This is a genomic window from Hydrogenophaga sp. ANAO-22, from assembly GCF_042466645.1.
Classification (GTDB): Bacteria; Pseudomonadota; Gammaproteobacteria; order Burkholderiales; family Burkholderiaceae_C; genus Hydrogenophaga.
On the sequence record NZ_CP159956.1, the window covers coordinates 810980 to 829562 of the forward strand.

The window sequence follows — 18583 nt, forward strand, 5'->3', positions numbered from 1 at the left end:
GCACGCGTTGCCCCCTGGGGGGTGACGCGCCGCGGGCGCGGCGCGGGGGGATTAAAAGAACCCCAGTTTGTTTTCGGAATAGCTCACCAGCAGGTTTTTCGTCTGCTGGTAGTGGTCCAGCATCATCTTGTGCGTCTCGCGCCCGATGCCCGATTCCTTGTAGCCGCCGAAGGCCGCGTGCGCGGGGTAGGCGTGGTAGCAGTTGGTCCACACGCGGCCGGCCTTGATGGCGCGGCCCATGCGGTAGGCCACGTTGCCGTTGCGGCTCCACACACCGGCCCCCAGGCCGTACAGCGTGTCGTTGGCGATCGCCAGGGCTTCAGCCTCGTCCTTGAAGGTGGTCACGGCCAGCACGGGGCCGAAGATCTCTTCCTGGAAGATGCGCATCTTGTTGTGGCCCTTGAACAGCGTGGGCTGCACGTAGTAGCCGCCTTCGAGATCGCCGCCCAGGTTCGCCTGCCCGCCGCCGGCCAGCACCTCGGCACCTTCCTGCTTGCCCAGGTCGAGGTACGAGAGGATCTTGGTCAACTGTTCCTTGCTGGCCTGCGCGCCCATCATGCTGTCGGTGTCCAGCGGGTTGGCGTGCTGGATCGCGGCCACGCGCTTGAGCACGCGCTCCATGAACTTGTCGTAGATGCTTTCCTGAATCAGCGCGCGGCTGGGGCAGGTGCAGACCTCGCCCTGGTTGAAGGCGAACAGCACCAGACCTTCGATCGCCTTGTCCAGAAACGCGTCGTCCTTGTCCATGATGTCGGCGAAGAACACGTTGGGCGACTTGCCGCCGAGTTCCAGCGTGGCGGGAATCAGGTTGTTCGCCGCCGCCTGCGCGATCACGCGCCCGGTGGTGGTGGAGCCGGTGAAGGCGATCTTGGCGATGCGCTTGCTGGTGGCCAGCGGCATGCCGGCTTCGCGGCCGTAGCCGTTGACGATGTTGAGCACGCCCGGCGGCAGCAGGTCGGCGATGAGTTCGGCCAGGATCAGGATGCTGATGGGCGTGGACTCGGCGGGCTTGAGCACCACGGCGTTGCCGGCGCCCAGCGCGGGCGCGAGCTTCCAGGCCGCCATGAGGATGGGGAAGTTCCAGGGAATGATCTGGCCGATCACGCCCAGCGGTTCCTGGATGTGGTACGCCACGGTGTTCTCGTCGATGTTGCTCAGCGCGCCTTCCTGCGCGCGCACGCAACCCGCGAAGTAGCGGAAGTGGTCCACCGTGAGCGGGAGGTCGGCGTTGAGCGTCTCGCGGATCGCCTTGCCGTTGTCCACCGTCTCGGCGTAGGCCAGCAGCTCCAGGTTCTGCTCGATGCGGTCGGCGATCTTGAGCAGCACGTTGGCGCGCTCGGCCGCCGAGGTCTTGCCCCAGGCATCGGCCGCGGCGTGCGCGGCGTCCAGCGCGAGTTCGATGTCCTCGGCGGTGGAGCGCGCGGCGCGCGTGTACACCTTGCCCGAGACGGGCGTGATCACATCGAAGTACTGGCCTTTGACCGGTGCGAGCCAGCGACCGCCGATGAAGTTGTCGTACTGGGTCTTGTAGGCGATCTTGGCGCCAGCGGCGCCGGGGGCTGCGTAAAGCATGTTGTCTTCCTCAGGATGGACGTTGATGGCAAGGCCTGTGTCTTCAGGCCCTCTGCTCTCTTCAAGTTCCATGCCATGGGCTTGGGCCCGGTGAAGCGCTGCACGAAAGCACACATGCGGGGTTCGCACTGTCCCGGAACCGCGCACACGCGAACCGGCTGTCTCAAAGCGACACACACGCCAGCGCCATGAAAAATGCCACTGGTTGCGCGCGCAACCAGTGGCTTTCATGACGCAGGAAGCGGTCAGGGCGCGGTGAGTGTCAGCCCATGCTTCTGGAAGATGGCCAGCAGCTCGCCGCTGTCGCGCATCGATTTCATGGCCCCTTCCAGCGCCAGGCCGAGGTCCTTGTTTTCGGCCTTGATCGCCATGCCCACGGGCCAGCCGTTCCCGGGCACACCACCGAGCGCGAGCGCGCTCAGGCGGATATGGGTCGGCTTCGGATCGGTGTTTGAGAGCACCGACTCGGCCTGCGCGCGCGTCACGTAGGCCGCGGCGGCCTTGCCCTCGACCACCGCCTGCACCGCCTGCTCGCCACTGTGGTGGATGCCCACCTGCGCGCGCAGCAGGCCGCCGCCGTGGCCCATGAGCGCGCTGGCCGCGCCGGCCCCGCGCTCGGCGGCCAGCGGCAGGCCCTTGAGGTCTTCCGGCGTGGCCACCTCGGCGATGCGGCGCGTGTCGTGCGCCAGCACCAGCTGCTGGCGCATGTAGGGCGCGAGAATCATCACCTGGCGGTTCTTCTGCATCAGGTAGCGGTCCACCGGCACCTGCAGCATCACGTCGGCCGGGCCGTAGCCCAGGTAGTGGCCGCGCCAGACCATGTTGCGCAGGTCGTCGTTCATGTTCTCGCCCGCGTCGAACGGCAGCAGCGCCAGCCTCAGCTGGAGCTGGCGCGCCAGCGCGGCGGCGATCGACACGTCCAGGCCGTGGAGGTCGTTGGCCGGGCCGTCGGAGAACGGCGCGTTGTCCTTGTAGACCGCGACCTTGAGCGCACCGTTGGCGCGGATGCGTTCGAGGTCACTCAGGTCGGCCTGCGCGTGCGCGAGTGGCACGCCGGCGGCCAGCAGCGCAGCCAGCACCTGGCGGCGATCGGGATGGCGGAGGGTGTTCATGCGCGCCTCCCGCTTCAGGGCTCGCGGCGGGTTTCGAGGTAGGTCTTGATGGACCAGATCGCCTCCTGCGAGAGCGTGCCCTCGAACGGCGGCATGTACACGCGCCCGTCGCGCACGCGGCCCCGGCGCACGGTGGCCATGTAGTAGTCGTCCATCTCCTTGAAGCACGCGGCCTTCTTCGCCGCGTCGGCGTAACCCGAGCATTCGCCGTCGAACTTGCGCAGGTCGGGCGAGATGCCGCCGGAGATCGCCTCCAGGCCGTGGCAGCGCGCGCAGTTCTGGTTGTAGGCCGAGGTGCCGATGCGCAGCGCCTCCTTGTTCGCGGGCCCGCTGCTGTAGGGGTTGGCATCGAGCCACTTGGTGCCGAGCTGCGGCAGGGTGCTGGTGTCCACCGCCTGCGGTGTCACATCGCCATGCGCCATCACGGCGGCCACGCCGCAGGTGACAGCCAGCGCGAGCAGGCCGCGCAGCGGAAGAGAAAAACGCGAAATCTTCATGGGTTGTCTCCGGTTCAGAAGGGGTCTTTTCCGACCGGGTCAGCAAGTTGCAGGCCATGGCCCGCAGCGCGGGTCAGGCCCATGCAAGGTGTGCCAATTTGAATCACTGGGTCGCCTGCGGTCGCACCGGATGTCACAGGCCGCCGCGCCCGACGGCGTCCTGTGTGTCAACTTTGCGCGCCACCCCTGGCACGCGCGCTGGCGGGCTCCTTGCTAACCGGGTGGCGAGACACCCGGGACAAGCTGTTGCATCTCGGGATTAACCAGTGTTGCTCACAGGGACAGTTATGAAGAGAATTGCATGAACCCGCGCGACCAAGACGACAGCCCGTCTGACGACCCGGAGCACCCGCCACGATGGGTGCCCGACTACTGGGGGGGATTTCCCCCGGATCCAGGAGACAACATGAGTGCTGCCCTCTTCACGCCTCCCGGCGGAAGACACGATGCGCCCGCGCCCCCCGGCCCGGACGGCAACGCACCACCCGACCCCATCGGCCAGGCTCACCGCCGGTCGCAGGCCTATGGCATCGACTCCACGGACGCGCCCGATTTCTCCAGCCCCGGCGTGGGTCTGCTCAACGATGCGCGGGAAGAGAACCGATTCCTGTTCCAGCACGCCGCCCCGGTCATGGAGACGCTGTACGACCAGATCGTGAACACCCACAGCATGGTGCTGCTCACCTCCGCCAAGGGCCTGGTGCTGCACTCGCTGGGTGACACCGACTTCCTGGAAAAAGCCTCGCAGGTCGCGCTCACGCCCGGCATGGACTGGTCCGAAAAGAACAAGGGCACGAACGCGATCGGCACCGCGCTCAGCGAGGAAGAAGCGCTCACCGTGCACGGCAGCCAGCACTACATGGACGCCAACAAGTTCCTCACCTGCTCCTGCTCGCCGATCTTCGACCCCTACGGGCAGGTCATCGGCGCGCTGGATGTGACAGGCGACCACCGCAGCTACCACCAGCACACGCTGGCGCTGGTGCGCATGTCGGCGCAGATGATCGAGAACCACATGTTCGCGGACATCTTCCCCAAGGCGATCCGCATCCACTTCCACACCCGCTCCGAGTTCCTGGGCACGCTGGTGGAAGGCATCGCGGTGTTTTCGCCCGAGGGGCGTTTCCTCTCGGCCAACCGCAGCGCGCAGTTCCAGATCGGGCTGCCGTTCAGCGCACTGAAAGCGCACACCTTCTCCTCGCTCTTCGGTCTGCCGATCTCGGCCCTGTTCGAGCTGTTCAGCGGCTCCATGCCCACGCCCAAGCAGCTGTGCATGCACAACGGCGTGTCGGTGTGGTGCCGCGTGAAGATCAAGGCCGCCAACCCCTGGTCGGGCGGCAAACCGACCGGCACCGCGCCCGAGGCCGGTGGCACGCCAGCAGCGGCCACAGCCGAAGCGGTCAAGCCTGCCGGCCGCAAGATGCAGTTTTCCTCGTTGCAGTACCTCGACACGGGCGACCCGCAGGTGTCGACGGTCATCCACAAGCTGCGCCGGGTCTCGGGGCGCGACATCCCGGTGATGATCCTCGGCGAAACCGGCACCGGCAAGGACCTGCTGGCCCAGGCGATCCATGGCGATTCCACGCGCTCGGCCCACCCCTTCGTGTCGGTGAACTGCGCCTCGATCCCCGACACGCTGATCGAGTCCGAGCTGTTCGGCTACGAAGAAGGCGCCTTCACCGGTGCGCGCAAGAAGGGCTCCATCGGCAAGATCCTCCAGGCCCACGGCGGCACGCTGTTCCTCGACGAGATCGGTGACATGCCCAAGCACCTGCAGGCCCGCCTGCTGCGCGTGCTGCAGGACCGCAAGGTCAGCCCGCTGGGCGCGGGCAAGGAGGTGGAGGTGGACGTGACGGTGATCAGCGCCACGCACAAGAACCTCAAGGACATGATCGCGCGCGGCGATTTCCGCGAAGACCTCTACTACCGCCTCAACGGCCTGGTGGTGCGCCTGCCGGCGCTGCGCGAGCGCACCGACTTCGAGCTGGTGGTCCACAAGATCCTCAAGGCGCTGTGCGAGCAGGACCAGCAGATCGGCATCGCGCCCAACGTCATGGCGCTGTTCAAGCGCTACCAGTGGCCGGGCAACTTCCGCCAGTTGCACAACCTGCTGCGCACCGCCGTCGTGATGGTGGGCAGCGACGGGGTGATCGACGTGGCGCACCTGCCCGACGACTTCCTCGACGAGCTGGAACACGCCCAGGCCGGTGATGCGACCGAAGCCGCCCTGCCCGAGGCCTTCGGCACGGCCGCCGCCGGCAGTGCGCCGCTGCCGCCGCCCTCGCCGCTGACCGAGGTGGCGCCGGGCGACGGCCAGCGCCTGCAGGACGTGACCCTCAGCGCCATGGCGCAGATGCTGCGCCTGCACAAGGGCAATGTGTCGGCGGCAGCCAAGGCCCTGGGCGTGTCGCGCAACACCATCTACCGCAAGAAGGACCAGCTACCGCCCGACCTGCTCGGCTGAGCCCGGCAGCGGCGGCGCGTGCTGCATCCACAACGGCTCCAGCTCGCGCCAGGCGCGCTGCACGTTGAAGTCCTGGCGCTGCGCGTGGCCAGCCCAGCCGCTCCATTCGGGCATCCCCACGGCGGCGCTCTCGCCGGCGTGGCGCCCCTGGTCCATGGCGCTCAGCACCTGATCGCGCAAGGCCTGCAGGTAGCCGCGTGTGCCCGAAAGAGCCGCGGGCACTGAATCGCCCTGCGCGCTGGACACCACCGCGCCGATCACATGGCGCGGCCGCAGCGCCTGCAGGCGGTCCAGCGCGTCGAGCCAGGCGTCCACCCGACCCTGCGCGAGTTCGGGCAGGCGCTCGCCGTACACCAGCCCTCCGGCCCACAGCACGCCCTGCTGCGCGTGCCAGAGCACCAGGTCGCTGTCGGTGTGGCCCTGCTCCACGCGCATCACGCGCAGGCGCTGCGCGCCCACCGCCAACACTTCGCCTTCGATCAGGCCGCGCGTGGGCCACACGATGGCCGTGCCCGCCATGGCCTGCGCGCCGGCACGTTCGATGAGGCTTTGCAGGCAGGCCGGGCAGCGCTGCTCCATCGCCCGGCGCGTGCCCTCGGTGGCGAGCACCGTGGTCCGGCCGGTCTCGATGCGGTCGGCCCAGGCGCCATTGGCCAGCACGTTCTCGGCGTGCGCGTGGGTGTTGACGATCCAGCGCACCTGCACCCCGAAGCGGCAGGCCAGCGAGGCGCGCACGCGCTCGCCATGCCGATGGCTCGGGCCGGGGTCCACCAACAACGCCTCGCCGCCGTCGATCAGCACCGAGGTCGGCACCACATGGCCGGCGTTGTCGGGTGACACCTCCTGCGGCGCCGGCGGCGACCAGGCCCACACGCCCGGTGCCACGGTCTGCCAGGGCACGCCGTCCGGGCAGTCGCGGCCCTGTGCGCTCACGGAGACACACAGCGCGAACAGCAAGGCGCCCAACGCTCTCATGGCAACGAGCGCCTCACGCACGCGCGCAGACACGCCAGCATCGCTGGCTCGCCACCCAGGTGACCGGCCGGCGGTGTGTGCAGCACCTGTCCGCCCTGCGCGGCCCAGCGGGCGCTGTTGGCCGGTGGGCAGATCGCATCGAATCGCCCATGCACCCAGTCCACCGGGATGCGCTCGCGCGCGAGCAGCGCCACCGCGCGGTCCAGCCCGCCCGGGCGCATGAAACCCCGGTGCAGCAGGTAGTGCGCCTGCACCCGGTACCGGGCCCGGGCCGCGCGGTCGCTGCGGCGCACACCGGGCTGGGGCAGGCGCGCCAGCGCGCGCCGCTGCTGGCGCTGCAGGCCGGCCCATTCACGGCGGATCGGGTTCGCCCAGGGCGAGCCGGTGTGCGCCGCGTGGCGCAGGCTGCGCCGCAGGCCATGCGCCGCGTCGGCGGTTTCGCGCAGGCCCCAGCCGCGCCACGCGCGCAGCGATGCAACACCGGGTGTGCCGTTTTGAATCAGTTGTCTCAGCCGTTGCAACGCCACCGGCACACCGTCACCCGGCCTCACCGGCCACAAAGCGGCCGGCGCCCTCAGGGTTTGCCCTCGCCTGGCCGACGGCAACAGCAGGCCGCCGATCTCGCGGCGCGTGAGCGCGAAGGCGCCGCGCAACACCAGGCGCTGCACGCGCGCGGGGTGTTGCTGCGCATACGCCAGCGCCACCACCGTGCCCCAGGAACCCGCCAGCACCGACCAGCGTTGAATGCCCAGTTGCTCGCGCAAGCGCTCCAGATCGGCCACCAGCGCGAGGGTGTGGTTGCCCTGCGTGCGGCCACGCGGCCGCGAGGCGCCGGCACCGCGCTGGTCGGGGGCGATCACGCGCTGGCGGCGCAGGTCGAAGGGCCGCAGCATGCCGGGCTGGCAGGCGCCGCCCGGCCCGCCGTGCAGCAACAGCCAGGGCTCGCCGCGCGCCGCGCCGAGCTCGCGCCAGGCCATGCGGTGCAGGCCGCCGACGGGCAGGCGCCGGGGTGCTGGCCAGGGGGTGGCGTTCGGGGGCTTTTGCATGGCATCGATATTGCTGTTCAGGGTCGCGGCCGGTGTGGCGATGGTGCCATCCGGCTTGCAGACATGTTTCATGCCAACCCTTTCTGGAGAACGACCATGCAATGGACCACCCCGGCCTTCACCGACCTGCGTTTCGGCTTCGAGATCACGATGTACATCGCCAACCGCTGATCGATCGATCCGCCAGCGCACGTGTGAACAGCGCGTGCGCTTTTTTTGACCCCTCACCTTCCTCCATCGACCATGCGCATCCGGGTTCTGGGCTCTTCGGCCGGCGGCGGTTTCCCGCAGTGGAACTGCAATTGCCCCAACTGCGACGGCCTGCGCCGCAGAAAGCTCATGGCCCACGCGCGCACGCAGTCCTCGATCGCGGTGAGCGCCAACGAGGTGGACTGGCTGCTGGTCAACGCCTCGCCCGACATCCTCGGCCAGATCCGCGACACGCCGGAACTGCAGCCCGCGCGCGCGATGCGCGACAGCGGCATCGCCGCCGTGTTGCTGATGGACGCGCAGATCGACCACGTCACCGGCCTGCTGATGCTGCGCGAGCGCGCAGGCGCGCTGCCGCTGCTGGCCACGCCCGAGGTGCTGTCCGAACTGGACAGCGGCTTTCCCATCACCCGCCTGCTCTCGCACTACTGCGGCGTGGCGCCCCATCCCGTGCCCACCGACGGCCGCACGTTCACCGCGCCCGGGCTGGAGGGCATCGAGCTGCAGGCCGTGCCGCTCGCGTCCAAGCCGCCACCGTATTCGCCGTTCCGCGGCAACCCGCGCCCGGGCGACAACATCGGCCTGGTGCTGCGCAACCCGGCGACTGGCGCGCGCGTGTTCTACGCCCCCGGCCTGGGCGAGGTCACGCCCGAGCTGCTGGCGATCATGGCCACCTGCGCCGTGGTGCTGGTGGACGGCACCTTCTGGACCGGTGACGAGATGCAGCGGCTGGGCCTGTCGCCCAAGGCCGCGGCCGACATGGGCCACCTGCCGCAGAGCGGGCCCGGCGGCATGATCGAACACCTGGCGCGGCTGCCGGCGACCACGCGCAAGCTGCTGATCCACGTCAACAACACCAACCCCATCCTGATCGAGGACTCGCCCGAGCGCGACGAACTCACCCGCCGGCGCATCGAGGTGGCGCGCGACGGCATGGACATCCGCTTCTGAGCGCGGGCACGCCATGGACATCGCCACCACCCCGCGCCCCCGCACCGGCCTGCCAGCCTGGACGCGCGGCGAGTTCGAGGCCCAGCTGCGCGAGAAGGGCCGCTCGTACCACATCCACCACCCGTTCAACGTGCGCATGAACAGCGGCGGCTGCACGCCCGACGAGCTGCGCTGCTGGGTGGCCAACCGCTTCTACTACCAGATCTGCATCCCGCGCAAGGACGCGGCCATCCTCGCCAACATGCCCGACCGCGCGCACCGCCGGCTGTGGATCGAGCGCATCCTCGACCACGATGGCCACGGCGACCACGAAGGCTCGGCCGCCGGCGGCATCGAGGCCTGGACGCGGCTGGGCGAGGCCGTGGGCCTCGCGCGCGAAGACCTGTGGTCGCTGCAAGGCGTGGTGCCCGCCGTGCGTTTCGCCTGCGATGCCTACGTGAACTTCGCCGCCAGGGCGCCCTGGCAGGAGGCGGTGTGCTCCTCGCTCACCGAGATGTTCGCGCCCCAGATCCACAAGGACCGCCTGGCCACCTGGCCCACGCACTACCCCTGGATCGAGGCCGAGGGACTGGCCTACTTCCGCAACCGCATCCCCCTGGCCGGGCGCGACGTGGCACACGGCCTGCGCGTGACGCTGGAGCACTTCGACACCCGCGAGGCCCAGCACCGCGCGCTGGACATCCTGCAGTTCAAGCTGGACATCCTGTGGAACATGCTGGATGCCATTGAGAAGGCCTGCCAATGAAGACCCCCCCTGCGCCGCTTCGCGGCTTCCCCCCTGAGGGGGGACCACACCAGCGGCCTGGCAAAGCCAGTTCCGCGGTGTGTGCTGGTCCAACGATCTCTTTGCGCCGACCATGACAGCCATCTCCACCCATCCCAGGCTCTCGCGGCGTTTCCGCCTGCAGTACGAGTCCGCGCAGGAGCGCTGGGTGCTGCTCTACCCCGAGGGCATGGTGCAGCTCAACGAGAGCGCGGCCGAGATCCTGAAGCGCTGCGATGGTGAACGCACCGTGGCCGCCATCGTGGAGGAGCTGGAGACCACGTTTTCCATCCAGGGCATTGGTCGCCAGGTGAAGGACCTGATCGAAGAAGGAGGCCGCCGTGGCTGGATCGATTGAACCGCCCGGCCCGCCGCTGTGGCTGCTGGCCGAGCTCACCTACCGCTGCCCGCTGCACTGCGTGTTCTGCTACAACCCCACGCAGCACGCGCGCATCCAGCAGGAGCTGAGCACCGCGCAGTGGGTGGACGTGATGCGCCAGGCGCGCGCGCTGGGCGCGGCGCAGCTCGGTTTCTCGGGCGGTGAGCCGCTGCTGCGCGACGACCTCGAAGAGCTGGTGCAGGAGGCGCACGCGCTCGGCTACTACACCAACCTCATCACCTCGGGCGTGGGCCTGACCGACGCGCGCGCCACGCGCCTGAAGGCCGCCGGCCTCGACCACGTGCAGCTCTCGTTCCAGGACAGCACGCGCGAACTCAACGACTTCCTGAGCCACACGCGCACCTTCGAGCTCAAGCAGAAGGTCGCGCGCATCATCAAGTCGCACGACTGGCCGATGGTGATGAATTGCGTGCTGCACCGGCACAACCTGCCGCACGTGGGCCCGATCATCGAGATGGCGCTGGACCTGGGCGCGGAATACCTCGAACTCGCCAACACGCAGTACTACGGCTGGGCCTGGGTCAACCGCGACCACCTCATGCCCACGCACGAGCAGCTGGTGGAGGCCGAAGCGGTGGTGAACCGCTACCGCGAGCAGATCGGCTCGCGCTGCCGGCTGCTGTTCGTGGTGCCCGACTACTTCGAGCAGCGCCCCAAGGCCTGCATGAACGGCTGGGGCTCGGTGTTCCTCTCGGTCGCGCCCGACGGCCTGGCCATGCCCTGCCACAACGCGCGCAACCTGCCCGGCCTGGCCCTGCCCAATGTGGCGCACACGCCGCTGGCCGACATCTGGCGAACCAGCCAGGCCTTCAACGCCTACCGGGGCGATGGCTGGATGAAGCCGCCCTGCCGCGACTGCGACGAGCGCCACAAGGACTTCGGCGGCTGCCGCTGCCAGGCCTTCCAGATCACGGGCGACGCGGCGCAGGCCGACCCGGTGTGCGGCAAGTCTCCCCACCACGACCAGGTGGTGCAGCTGGTGAAGCAGGCGCCCACGCAACGCCACATCCCCATCGTGTTCCGCAGCGACACCGAGTCGCGCGGCCTGCACCCCGAGGTGCCGGCATGAACACCGCCACCGGCCACCACCGCATGCTGGGCGCGGCGGTGGTCAGCCACCTGCCGGTGCTGCGGCGCGGCCCGTTCTCGCTGGAGCACGCGCCGCACGGTCTCTTCCTGCTGTGGCTCGCCTTCATGGGCCTGGTGGGTTTCGGCGCCCTGCTGCTGTGGCAGGCCGGCGCCTGGCACCGGCTGGTGCACGCCGACCCCACGGGCCTGACCGTGGTCATCGTGCTGCTGTTCATCGGCGGTTCGCTCTGGGCCGGCCGCCGCGCCTGGGTGCTGGGCGAACAGCGCCTGCGGCTGGACGCCGCGCGCGAAGACCCGCTGGACACCTGGAGCGCCGAGTACCGCGACGGCTGCGCGCGGGCCGGTGCCGACCCCACGGTCTGGCTGCAGGTGCTGGGCGAACGCGCGCACGGCCCACACGAAATGGCCTGGTGGCTCAATGGCATCCAGCTCAAGCTGGGCCTGCTGGGCAAGGTGATCGGTTTCTCCATCCTCGCGCTGCAGCTCGGCGAGGTGCAGAGCTTCGACGCGAGCCAGTCCACGCAATTGCTCAAGAACCTCACCGGCGGCCTGGGCATCGCGCTGCTGACCACCGTGACCGGCCTCACCGGCAACATCCTGCTGGGCCTGCAGCTCATGCGGCTGGACCGGTTCGCCGACGCGCTCATCGCCGACACGCTGGCCACCACACCGACCCCGGAGGCGCGCGATGGCGATCGGCCGAGCGGTCCGTGACACCGAGACCGACCCGTTCTACGACATGTTGTTCAACATGCTGATCGCGTTCGTCTTCTGTTTCGTCATCGCGCTGCTCGCCTTCAACCCCAAGGCGCGCAAGAGCGGCGACATCCCGGCCAAGGCCGAGTTCATCGTCACCATCTCCTGGCCCGACAACAACCCCAACGACGTGGACGCCTGGGTCAACGAGCCGGGCGGCAAGACGCTGTGGTTCCGCCAGCGCGACGCCGGCATGCTGCACCTGGACCGCGACGACCGGGGCGCGAAGAACAACAGCGTGATCGTCAACGGCCGCGAGATCCGCAGCCCGGTGCGGCAGGAGATCGTCACGCTGCGCGGCCTGGTGCCGGGCGAGTACGTGGTGAACGCGCATTACTACGACTCGCGCGACCAGCAGCCAGTGGACGTGTCGGTGGCGGTGGTGAAGGTGAACCCGCAGGCGGAGATCGTCTACACCGGCACGCAGCAGATCCCGCGCAAGGGCGACGAGCGCACGCTGGTGCGCTTCACCCTCGACGAGGCCGGCACCGTGACCGACCTCAACACCCGGCCGCTCGCGATCGTGCAGCGCACCGGCCTTTGAACCACCGCCTCCGATGATCCCCACCGTCTCTTCCCAACTGCTGTGGCTGGTGCTGGTGTACGCGCTGCTGGCCTTCCTGTTGCTGTGTCTGCTGCTGGCCACGCGCTGGCACTGGGGCGTGAAGCTGGGCGCGGTGCTGCTGGTCAGCGGCTTCTACGCGCTGAGCCACGCCACGCTGCAGGGCATCGCGGGCTGGCCGAGCGACGCTCCCCTGCCCCCGCGCTTCGTGCTGCTTTCGGCGGTGTTCGACGAACCCAGCCCGGGCCGGGGCCACGCCGGCGCGATCTACATCTGGGTCAACCCCATGAAGGACAACCAGCCGATGGCGATGCCACGCGTGCACCGCCTGCCCTACGAGAAGGACCTGCACCGCATCCTGGGCGACGGCCTGCGCAAGGCGCGCGACGGCAACACACAGATAGGCAGCACCGAACCGGTGCCGGGCTCGGGCGGCTTCGCCTGGCTGCGCCCGGCCGGCAACGACCGGTTGCAGATCAAGCTGAGCGACCTGCCGCGCGCTCAGTTGCCGGAAAAATGAGGCCCCTCCTGCCCGCGCTGCCGCTGGCCGCCCTGGTGCTGGCCGCTTGCCGGCCCGCGCCCGCCGACACCTGGTTTCCGCTGGTCGAAGGCGAGCGCATGGTCTACGCCGTGACGGTGGAGAGCGACGAAGCGCCGCCTCCCGAGGCATGGACGCTCACCGTCACCGCGCCGCAGACCGTGGCCGGCCAGCGCACGCAGGTGCGCCACCATTCGGCCGGCGTGAGCTACCACCTGCTCAGCGACGAACAAGGCATCCGCCGCGTGGCCACGCGCACCGACATCGACCGCGAACCCACGCCCGACCCGGAGCCGCTGTGGGTGCTCAAGGCGCCCTACGAAGTGGGCACCGAATGGAGCACGCCGACCGTGCCCTACCTGATCCTGCGCCGCAACGAACACCCGCGCGAACTGCGCTACAGCCACCGCGCGCTGATGGCCTGGCGCATCGAGGCGGTGGACGACGAGGTGACCACGCCCACCGGCACGCACAAGCCCTGCCTGCGGGTCGTGGGCCGGGCCAGGCTCAACCTCTTCACCGACCCGGTGAACGGCTTCACCGACGTGACGCTCACCAGCCGCGAGTGGTACTGCCGGGGCCAGGGCCTGGTGAAATTCGAGCGCGAGGAACCGGTACCACCCGGGTTTCTGGTGGGTGGGCGATTGACGGCGGTGTGGGCACGCTAGGGCGACAGGTCAGCGCTTGCCACCGCCGTTGCCACCCCCGTGGCCGCCACCATTCCCACCGCCCTTGCCGCCGCCGTGGCCGCCCCCATGGCCGTTGCCCTTGCCTGGGCCGCTGCCGTTCGCACCGCGCGCGTGGCCCACGGACGGGCCCGGGGCATCGATCGACACCGCCGCGGCCAGCTTGGTGTGTTTTGTGTCTTCGGCATGGCGCGCCCGGTTGGCCGAGCTCACCACCTCGCCCAGGCGCAGGCCGAGGTCGTTGGCGATCGCGCCCCAGCCCATGCCGCTGTCGCGCATGGCCTGCACCTCGTGGGTGGCCCTGGCCAGCTGCCGTCGGGTGGGGTGGTGGATGCCGTCCTGCGCCAGGTCGGCCTTGGCGATCTCGGTCGCGAAATTCCGAGCGAGCGATGGCGAGGTCGGGGACGGTACCTCAGGCAGTGGCTGCGCGAGCGCGGCACCCACCGCCAGCAGCGCGAGCATGAAGGAGGACCGGAGCAGAACGCGAGGGGTCTTGGTCATGGCAGGTCTCCACATCGGGAACAGACCCTCATGCTAGCCGCACCGGCGGCGCGTGGTGCGCGAGTTGGTTACCAGCTGTTGAGCCGTGGCCCGCCTGTGCGGCGCGGGTGAAGAACGCCTCGGCCCGGGCCGGGTTGCGCGGCTCGCCCAGGCCCTCTTGGGCCAGCACGCCCAGCATGAACAAGGCCTCGGCGTTGCCCGTCTCGTCGGCCAGCGCCGCCCAGAGCTCGCGCGCCTGGGCGTAGCGGGCCAGCCGGAACTCGGCATGGGCCCGGTACCGCGCGTCGCCCACGCTGGACAGCAGGGCGAGGGCCGCACCCAGCAGGGTGCGGGGGTGGCACAGATCGGTCTGCGCGCTCATGGCGGGACAGGTGGGTGAGCCGGCTCAGGGCTTGACCGTGAGCACCCAGGTCGAGAGCGTCTTGAGGTCGGCCGCGCTCAGGCTGGGGTGGCCCGGCATGGGCACGCGACCCCACTTGCCTTTGGAGCCGTTCTGGATCGACTGCGCGAGCGAGGCCGCGGCGTCTTTTTCGCTCGCGTATTTTTCGGCGATGGTGCTGAAGGCCGGGCCGACCACCTTGTCGGCGTTGGCGTGGCAGCTGTAGCAGCCGCTGGCCTTGGCGAGTTCCACGGCGGCCACGTCGGCGGCGGTGGCGTGCTGGGCCAGGCCGGCCAGCACGGTGGGAAGGATCAGGAGGTAACGCATGGCGGGCACCGAAGAAAAAGGAACCGGAGAAAAAAGGGGTGGCATGGCCGGGGCCGCGCCACCCCCAACACCACATCACTTCATGAGTTTGAAGGTCCAGACGGAGCCGCCCTGTTCGAGGAAGTTGACCTTCTTGGCCACTTCACCGCCCCACAGCGGCACGGCACCGCCCCAGCCGGAGACCACGCTGACGTACTGCTCGCCGCCCTCGGTCCAGGTGATGGGCGGCGCGACCACGCCGGAGCCGGTCTGGAACTGCCACACCACCTTCCCGGTCTTGGCGTCGGCGGCCTTCAGGTAGCCCTCGGGCGTGCCCCAGAACACGAGGTCGCCGGCGGTCAGCACACCGCCCCAGAGCGGCGCGCTGTTCTTCACTTCCCAGGCCACCTTGCCGGTCTTGGGATCGATCGCGCGCAGCGAACCGATGTGGTCATCGAACAGCGGCTTGATGGTGAAGCCCGCGCCCAGGAAGGCCGCGCCCTTCTTGTAGGTGATGGGCTCGTTCCAGATCTCCATGCCCCATTCGTTGGTGGGCACGTAGAACAGGCCGGTCTTGGGGCTGTAGGCCATGGGCATCTGGTTCTTGCCGCCCAGGAAGCCCGGCGCGGAGAACACCGCCTTGCCTTTGGCACCATCACCACCGGCAGCGGTCGGGTCGCCCGGGCGGTTGGTGTCGTCGAAGTTGGGGCGGCCGGTCTTGAGGTCGATGCCGGTGGCCCAGGTCACCTTCTTCACGAACGGGAAGGCGTTGACCAGCTTGCCGGTAGCGGCATCGTTCACGTAGAAGAAGCCGTTGCGGTCGGCCTTGGCGCCCATGCGCTTGCCGTCCATGTCGAAGGTGACGAATTCGTTGACGCCGTCGTAGTCCCAGCCGTCGTTGGGCGTGCTCTGGTAGTGCCAGACGATCTTGCCGGTCTTCACGTCGATCGCCACGGTGGAGGCCGAGTACAGGTTGTCGCCCTTGCGCACGTGGCTGTTCCAGGGGCCGGGGTTGCCGGTACCGAAGTAGGCCAGGCCGGTCTTGGCGTCGTAGGTGCCGCCCAGCCAGGTGGCCGCGCCACCGGTCTTCCAGGTCTCGCCCGGCCAGGTGGCGTTGGTGGTGCCGGTGATGCCGTTTTCCTTGCCGTCCTTGTAGCCCATGTGGCCTTCGACGACGGGACGCGTCCACACCATCTTGCCGGTGCGCGGGTCGCGCGCTTCCACGCGGCCGACCACGCCGAACTCACCGCCCGAGACGCCGGTCATCAGCAGGCCTTCGGCGATCAGGGGCGCGGCGGTGTAGCTGTAGCCAGCGGCGTAGTCGTCGATCTTCTCGCGCCACACCACCTTGCCGGTGTTCTGGTCGAGCGCGACCAGTTGCGCATCGAGCGTGCCGAAGATCACCAGGTTGTCGTACAGCGCGGCGCCGCGGTTGATCACGTCGCAGCAGGGCATGATGCCTTCGGGCAGGCGGTGCTCGTACTTCCAGAGCTTCTCGCCGGTCTTGGTGTTGACGGCGTAGATGCGCGAGTAGGACGCGGTCACGAACATCTTGCCGTTGTGCACCAGCGGCTGCGACTGCTGGCCGCGCTGCTTCTCGCCGCCGAACGACATGGACCACACCGGCACGAGCTTGTTGATGTTGCGTTCGGTGATGCCGCTCAGCGTGGAATGGCGCTGCCCCTGGGTGCCCAGGCCCCAGCTCAACACGTTGTCGGGGGTCTTGGCGTCGTCGGCGATCATCGCGTCGGTCACGCCCTGGGCGCTCACGTGGGCGGTGGCGGCCAGAATCATCAGGCTCAGTAGGGTGCGTTTCACAGTGTGTCTCCTGCTCGTTCGTGGATGTGTGATGCCTGCGACCGAGCACCATGCCCGGCCGCCCGTGAACACCCCGGCCCTGGGGCCTTCGGGGTTGCACAACCTGCAAATGGCAACATCCATGCCAGCGTTTTTGAGCGCTTTTCCGGCCTGAAATGCGCCATGTCCGGCCCGCGAAACGGGTCGCGGCTGTGACACTGTTCAGAAACGAATCACCGCTGCAACAGCGCCCGCTGCTCGTACCGCGGGTACCACTGCGCGAGGCTGCGGTGCAGTTCGGCCGGCTGTGCGGCCCAGCCGGCGAAGCGCGCGGGCACCGGGGTGCGCAACAGCTCGCTGAGGTCCAGGCCCTGCTCGGCGCTGTCCTGCATGAGCGCGGTGAGCCAGCGCAACCAGTCGCGCGTCTGCTCCACGCCGGCGGGGCCGCTGTGCACCGGGCCGTGGCTGGGCACGACCTGCCGCACCTCGCCCGCGGCCAGCCATTGCGCCAGCGTGTCCAGACTGGCGAGCCAGGCAGCGGGGTCGGCGTGCGGCGTGGTGGGCACGCGCTCGGCGAACACCAGGCCGCCGGCGAACAGCACCCCGGTGCGGCGGTCGATCAGCACCAGGTCGTCGCCGGTGTGGCCGCTCAGGCGCCGCAGCTCCAGCGTGTGTGCGCCCAGGCTCAGCGTGCGCGGTTCGATGGCTTCGCGTGCCGGTGTGGGCTCGGTGCCCGTCATCCAGTCGCCGCACAGGCGGTAGAGGTTGTCGGCGTAGGCCGCGCCCTCGGCTTTCATGCCTGCGATGCTGCCGGCCAGGGCCTGCGTGGGGCGGTCGGCCCAGGCCTGGTTGCCGAAGAAGTAGTCCGGGTGCAGGTTGAGGTTGAACACGTGGCGCACCGGCTCGCGCGTGAGCTGTTCGATGGCGCGGCGCTGCTGCTCGCCATAGCCGCGCGAAGGACCGGTGTTGACCACCACCACGCCCTCGCCCGTGGCGATGAAGGCGGTGTTGATGATGTTGCAGCCGTTGGCGCGCGAGAAGTCGGCCACCGCGCCTTCGATCACCCAGGTGTGTTCGGCGACCTGGCGCGGCCGCAGGCCGTGGTCGAGCCGCGCCACGTCGGGCTGCGGCTGCGCGTGGACCGTGGCGGCGAACAGCAGGGCCGCCCAGGCCCGCGCGCCGCGCGCCGTCACGCGGCCACCTCGGCGTCGATGCGGTTGCCGTTGTTGTCGCGCCCGGTCAGCCGGAAACCGCCGGCGTGCTGCGGGGGCAGCTCGAAGGTGAGCAGCGGGTTCTCCGACACCGGCTCGTGCAGGGCCAGGCGCCACCAGGCCTGGCCCGCGCTGTCCACCAGCTGCAGCTGCTCGATGTAGAACGCGGGGATGCCCGCGACCAGGCCGGTGTCCATCGGGTGCATCACGCGCACGCGCAGGCGGCGGCTGCCCTCGATCACATTCGGGAAGAAGCGCGCCTGCACCTGGTTGAGCGTGCGGCTCCACGAGCCATCGGCGCGCGTGGCGCCGGGCACCGTGCAGCCTCCACCGGCCGCCTGCACCCAGGTGCCGCCCACGTGCCAGCGGCCGTCCGCCGTCTGCACCATCGCGCGCACCGGCGAGGCCTGCTCCATGCGGATGCGGAACGCCAGCATGGGCAGCGCGCGCAAGGGCTCGAAGGCCAGCACCTCGCGCACCGGGTTGCGGTCCACCACCACCAGGATGCGCGCCACACCGCCGCCCGTGCGGGCCAGGCCGCGCGCGTCCACCAGCAGCGGCACGTTCATCGCGTCGTCCGCGAAGGCCGGACCGCGCACCGTCACCGCCTCGGAAAACACCATGGGCGCATCGCGCAGGTACTGCCGGCGCAGCGTAGGCCATTGCATGGAGCCCAGCGGGTCGCCCCCGGTGCGGTCTTCGGCGGCAGCCCACAGCGGCGGCGCGCCGAGCAGACCGCCCCAGAGCAAGGTTCGGCGCCGCAGCATG

Annotated in this window: 21 protein-coding genes; 10 read left to right on the top strand and 11 right to left on the bottom strand. The window is 69.5% G+C overall.

The features are described from left to right. Nucleotides 1-51: 51 nt before the first annotated feature. The 3 genes from ABSY19_RS03750 to pedF all read right to left on the bottom strand — a co-directional run bounded on the left by ABSY19_RS03750 (nucleotide 52) and on the right by pedF (nucleotide 3181). Nucleotides 52-1572: an aldehyde dehydrogenase family protein gene (locus ABSY19_RS03750; RefSeq protein ID WP_382159185.1), complete on the bottom strand. Its 1521-nt coding sequence runs from the start codon at nucleotides 1570-1572 to the stop codon at nucleotides 52-54. A gap of 245 nt (nucleotides 1573-1817) precedes the next feature. Further along, on the bottom strand, nucleotides 1818-2684 hold the full coding sequence (locus ABSY19_RS03755; RefSeq protein WP_382159186.1) for a substrate-binding periplasmic protein: 867 nt from the start codon (nucleotides 2682-2684) through the stop codon (nucleotides 1818-1820). A 14-nt stretch (nucleotides 2685-2698) separates the two neighbouring features. Then, nucleotides 2699-3181 (bottom strand): cytochrome c-550 PedF, encoded by a 483-nt coding sequence (gene pedF, locus ABSY19_RS03760; protein ID WP_382159188.1) that lies wholly within the window; start codon nucleotides 3179-3181, stop codon nucleotides 2699-2701. 406 nt (nucleotides 3182-3587) lie between these two features. Here pedF and ABSY19_RS03765 point away from each other — a divergent pair, with 406 nt between their 5' ends. Continuing rightward, entirely contained in the window at nucleotides 3588-5645 is a 2058-nt protein-coding gene (locus ABSY19_RS03765; protein ID WP_382159190.1) for a sigma-54-dependent Fis family transcriptional regulator, read from the top strand. Here the strand turns inward: ABSY19_RS03765 and ABSY19_RS03770 are convergent. Together ABSY19_RS03770 and ABSY19_RS03775 are read right to left on the bottom strand one after the other, a co-directional pair. Further along, nucleotides 5622-6620 carry an MBL fold metallo-hydrolase gene (locus tag ABSY19_RS03770; protein WP_382159192.1) on the bottom strand — a complete coding sequence of 333 codons (999 nt, stop codon included), beginning with the start codon at nucleotides 6618-6620 and terminating at the stop codon, nucleotides 5622-5624. The two genes, ABSY19_RS03765 and ABSY19_RS03770, sit on opposite strands and share 24 nt — an antisense overlap. Then, nucleotides 6617-7738 carry an alpha/beta fold hydrolase gene (locus tag ABSY19_RS03775; RefSeq protein ID WP_382159194.1) on the bottom strand — a complete coding sequence of 374 codons (1122 nt, stop codon included), beginning with the start codon at nucleotides 7736-7738 and terminating at the stop codon, nucleotides 6617-6619. The genes ABSY19_RS03770 and ABSY19_RS03775 overlap by 4 nt, the downstream gene beginning before the upstream one ends. A gap of 24 nt (nucleotides 7739-7762) precedes the next feature. Here ABSY19_RS03775 and pqqA point away from each other — a divergent pair, with 24 nt between their 5' ends. From pqqA to ABSY19_RS03820, 9 genes are all read left to right on the top strand, one after another. Beyond that, a complete protein-coding gene (gene pqqA / locus ABSY19_RS03780) occupies nucleotides 7763-7837 on the top strand; it encodes a pyrroloquinoline quinone precursor peptide PqqA (RefSeq protein ID WP_068167214.1) in 75 nt (24 codons plus the stop codon). A gap of 72 nt (nucleotides 7838-7909) precedes the next feature. Continuing rightward, nucleotides 7910-8827 carry a pyrroloquinoline quinone biosynthesis protein PqqB gene (gene pqqB / locus ABSY19_RS03785; protein ID WP_382159196.1) on the top strand — a complete coding sequence of 306 codons (918 nt, stop codon included), beginning with the start codon at nucleotides 7910-7912 and terminating at the stop codon, nucleotides 8825-8827. Nucleotides 8828-8840: 13 nt separating this feature from the next. Then, nucleotides 8841-9572 carry a pyrroloquinoline-quinone synthase PqqC gene (pqqC, locus tag ABSY19_RS03790; protein WP_382159199.1) on the top strand — a complete coding sequence of 244 codons (732 nt, stop codon included), beginning with the start codon at nucleotides 8841-8843 and terminating at the stop codon, nucleotides 9570-9572. 112 nt (nucleotides 9573-9684) lie between these two features. Beyond that, nucleotides 9685-9948, top strand: coding sequence for a pyrroloquinoline quinone biosynthesis peptide chaperone PqqD (gene pqqD, locus ABSY19_RS03795; RefSeq protein WP_382159201.1), 264 nt, complete (start codon nucleotides 9685-9687; stop codon nucleotides 9946-9948). Next, nucleotides 9932-11059, top strand: a complete 1128-nt coding sequence (gene pqqE, locus ABSY19_RS03800; RefSeq protein ID WP_382159203.1) for a pyrroloquinoline quinone biosynthesis protein PqqE — start codon at nucleotides 9932-9934, stop codon at nucleotides 11057-11059. The genes pqqD and pqqE overlap by 17 nt, the downstream gene beginning before the upstream one ends. Beyond that, the gene (locus tag ABSY19_RS03805; RefSeq protein ID WP_382159205.1) at nucleotides 11056-11793 is read left to right on the top strand and encodes a hypothetical protein; all 738 of its coding nucleotides are present in this window, start codon (nucleotides 11056-11058) and stop codon (nucleotides 11791-11793) included. Before pqqE ends, ABSY19_RS03805 begins: the two co-directional genes overlap by 4 nt. Beyond that, on the top strand, nucleotides 11768-12379 hold the full coding sequence (locus tag ABSY19_RS03810) for a hypothetical protein (protein WP_291119094.1): 612 nt from the start codon (nucleotides 11768-11770) through the stop codon (nucleotides 12377-12379). Before ABSY19_RS03805 ends, ABSY19_RS03810 begins: the two co-directional genes overlap by 26 nt. A gap of 13 nt (nucleotides 12380-12392) precedes the next feature. After that, on the top strand, nucleotides 12393-12917 hold the full coding sequence (locus tag ABSY19_RS03815; protein WP_382159207.1) for a hypothetical protein: 525 nt from the start codon (nucleotides 12393-12395) through the stop codon (nucleotides 12915-12917). Then, nucleotides 12914-13603 (top strand): hypothetical protein, encoded by a 690-nt coding sequence (locus ABSY19_RS03820; RefSeq protein WP_382159209.1) that lies wholly within the window; start codon nucleotides 12914-12916, stop codon nucleotides 13601-13603. Before ABSY19_RS03815 ends, ABSY19_RS03820 begins: the two co-directional genes overlap by 4 nt. Nucleotides 13604-13612: 9 nt before the next feature. Here the strand turns inward: ABSY19_RS03820 and ABSY19_RS03825 are convergent, their stop codons facing one another. The 6 genes from ABSY19_RS03825 to ABSY19_RS03850 form a co-directional block, all read right to left on the bottom strand. After that, nucleotides 13613-14122, bottom strand: coding sequence for a hypothetical protein (locus ABSY19_RS03825; RefSeq protein WP_382159211.1), 510 nt, complete (start codon nucleotides 14120-14122; stop codon nucleotides 13613-13615). A gap of 28 nt (nucleotides 14123-14150) precedes the next feature. Then, a complete protein-coding gene (locus tag ABSY19_RS03830; RefSeq protein ID WP_382159213.1) occupies nucleotides 14151-14483 on the bottom strand; it encodes a hypothetical protein in 333 nt (110 codons plus the stop codon). A 24-nt stretch (nucleotides 14484-14507) separates the two neighbouring features. Beyond that, nucleotides 14508-14828, bottom strand: coding sequence for a c-type cytochrome (locus tag ABSY19_RS03835; RefSeq protein ID WP_382159215.1), 321 nt, complete (start codon nucleotides 14826-14828; stop codon nucleotides 14508-14510). Between the two features lie 75 nt (nucleotides 14829-14903). Continuing rightward, nucleotides 14904-16601 carry a PQQ-dependent methanol/ethanol family dehydrogenase gene (locus ABSY19_RS03840; RefSeq protein WP_382163669.1) on the bottom strand — a complete coding sequence of 566 codons (1698 nt, stop codon included), beginning with the start codon at nucleotides 16599-16601 and terminating at the stop codon, nucleotides 14904-14906. 236 nt (nucleotides 16602-16837) lie between these two features. Then, nucleotides 16838-17797, bottom strand: a complete 960-nt coding sequence (locus ABSY19_RS03845) for a quinoprotein relay system zinc metallohydrolase 1 (RefSeq protein ID WP_382159217.1) — start codon at nucleotides 17795-17797, stop codon at nucleotides 16838-16840. Beyond that, nucleotides 17794-18582 (bottom strand): quinoprotein dehydrogenase-associated SoxYZ-like carrier, encoded by a 789-nt coding sequence (locus tag ABSY19_RS03850; protein ID WP_382159219.1) that lies wholly within the window; start codon nucleotides 18580-18582, stop codon nucleotides 17794-17796. The genes ABSY19_RS03845 and ABSY19_RS03850 overlap by 4 nt, the downstream gene beginning before the upstream one ends. Nucleotide 18583 lies beyond the last annotated feature (1 nt).

Excerpts from the sequence above, each read along its gene's own strand:
- ABSY19_RS03750 (WP_382159185.1), bottom strand. The coding sequence starts at position 1,572 with ATGCTTTACGCAGCCCCCGGCGCCGCTGGCGCCAAGATCGCCTACAAG.
- ABSY19_RS03755 (WP_382159186.1), bottom strand. The coding sequence starts at position 2,684 with ATGAACACCCTCCGCCATCCCGATCGCCGCCAGGTGCTGGCTGCGCTG.
- pedF (WP_382159188.1), bottom strand. The coding sequence starts at position 3,181 with ATGAAGATTTCGCGTTTTTCTCTTCCGCTGCGCGGCCTGCTCGCGCTG.
- ABSY19_RS03765 (WP_382159190.1), top strand. The coding sequence starts at position 3,588 with ATGAGTGCTGCCCTCTTCACGCCTCCCGGCGGAAGACACGATGCGCCC.
- ABSY19_RS03770 (WP_382159192.1), bottom strand. The coding sequence starts at position 6,620 with ATGAGAGCGTTGGGCGCCTTGCTGTTCGCGCTGTGTGTCTCCGTGAGC.
- ABSY19_RS03775 (WP_382159194.1), bottom strand. The coding sequence starts at position 7,738 with ATGAAACATGTCTGCAAGCCGGATGGCACCATCGCCACACCGGCCGCG.
- pqqB (WP_382159196.1), top strand. The coding sequence starts at position 7,910 with ATGCGCATCCGGGTTCTGGGCTCTTCGGCCGGCGGCGGTTTCCCGCAG.
- pqqC (WP_382159199.1), top strand. The coding sequence starts at position 8,841 with ATGGACATCGCCACCACCCCGCGCCCCCGCACCGGCCTGCCAGCCTGG.
- pqqD (WP_382159201.1), top strand. The coding sequence starts at position 9,685 with ATGACAGCCATCTCCACCCATCCCAGGCTCTCGCGGCGTTTCCGCCTG.
- ABSY19_RS03805 (WP_382159205.1), top strand. The coding sequence starts at position 11,056 with ATGAACACCGCCACCGGCCACCACCGCATGCTGGGCGCGGCGGTGGTC.
- ABSY19_RS03810 (WP_291119094.1), top strand. The coding sequence starts at position 11,768 with ATGGCGATCGGCCGAGCGGTCCGTGACACCGAGACCGACCCGTTCTAC.
- ABSY19_RS03815 (WP_382159207.1), top strand. The coding sequence starts at position 12,393 with ATGATCCCCACCGTCTCTTCCCAACTGCTGTGGCTGGTGCTGGTGTAC.
- ABSY19_RS03820 (WP_382159209.1), top strand. The coding sequence starts at position 12,914 with ATGAGGCCCCTCCTGCCCGCGCTGCCGCTGGCCGCCCTGGTGCTGGCC.
- ABSY19_RS03825 (WP_382159211.1), bottom strand. The coding sequence starts at position 14,122 with ATGACCAAGACCCCTCGCGTTCTGCTCCGGTCCTCCTTCATGCTCGCG.
- ABSY19_RS03830 (WP_382159213.1), bottom strand. The coding sequence starts at position 14,483 with ATGAGCGCGCAGACCGATCTGTGCCACCCCCGCACCCTGCTGGGTGCG.
- ABSY19_RS03835 (WP_382159215.1), bottom strand. The coding sequence starts at position 14,828 with ATGCGTTACCTCCTGATCCTTCCCACCGTGCTGGCCGGCCTGGCCCAG.
- ABSY19_RS03840 (WP_382163669.1), bottom strand. The coding sequence starts at position 16,601 with ATGATTCTGGCCGCCACCGCCCACGTGAGCGCCCAGGGCGTGACCGAC.
- ABSY19_RS03850 (WP_382159219.1), bottom strand. The coding sequence starts at position 18,582 with ATGCTGCGGCGCCGAACCTTGCTCTGGGGCGGTCTGCTCGGCGCGCCG.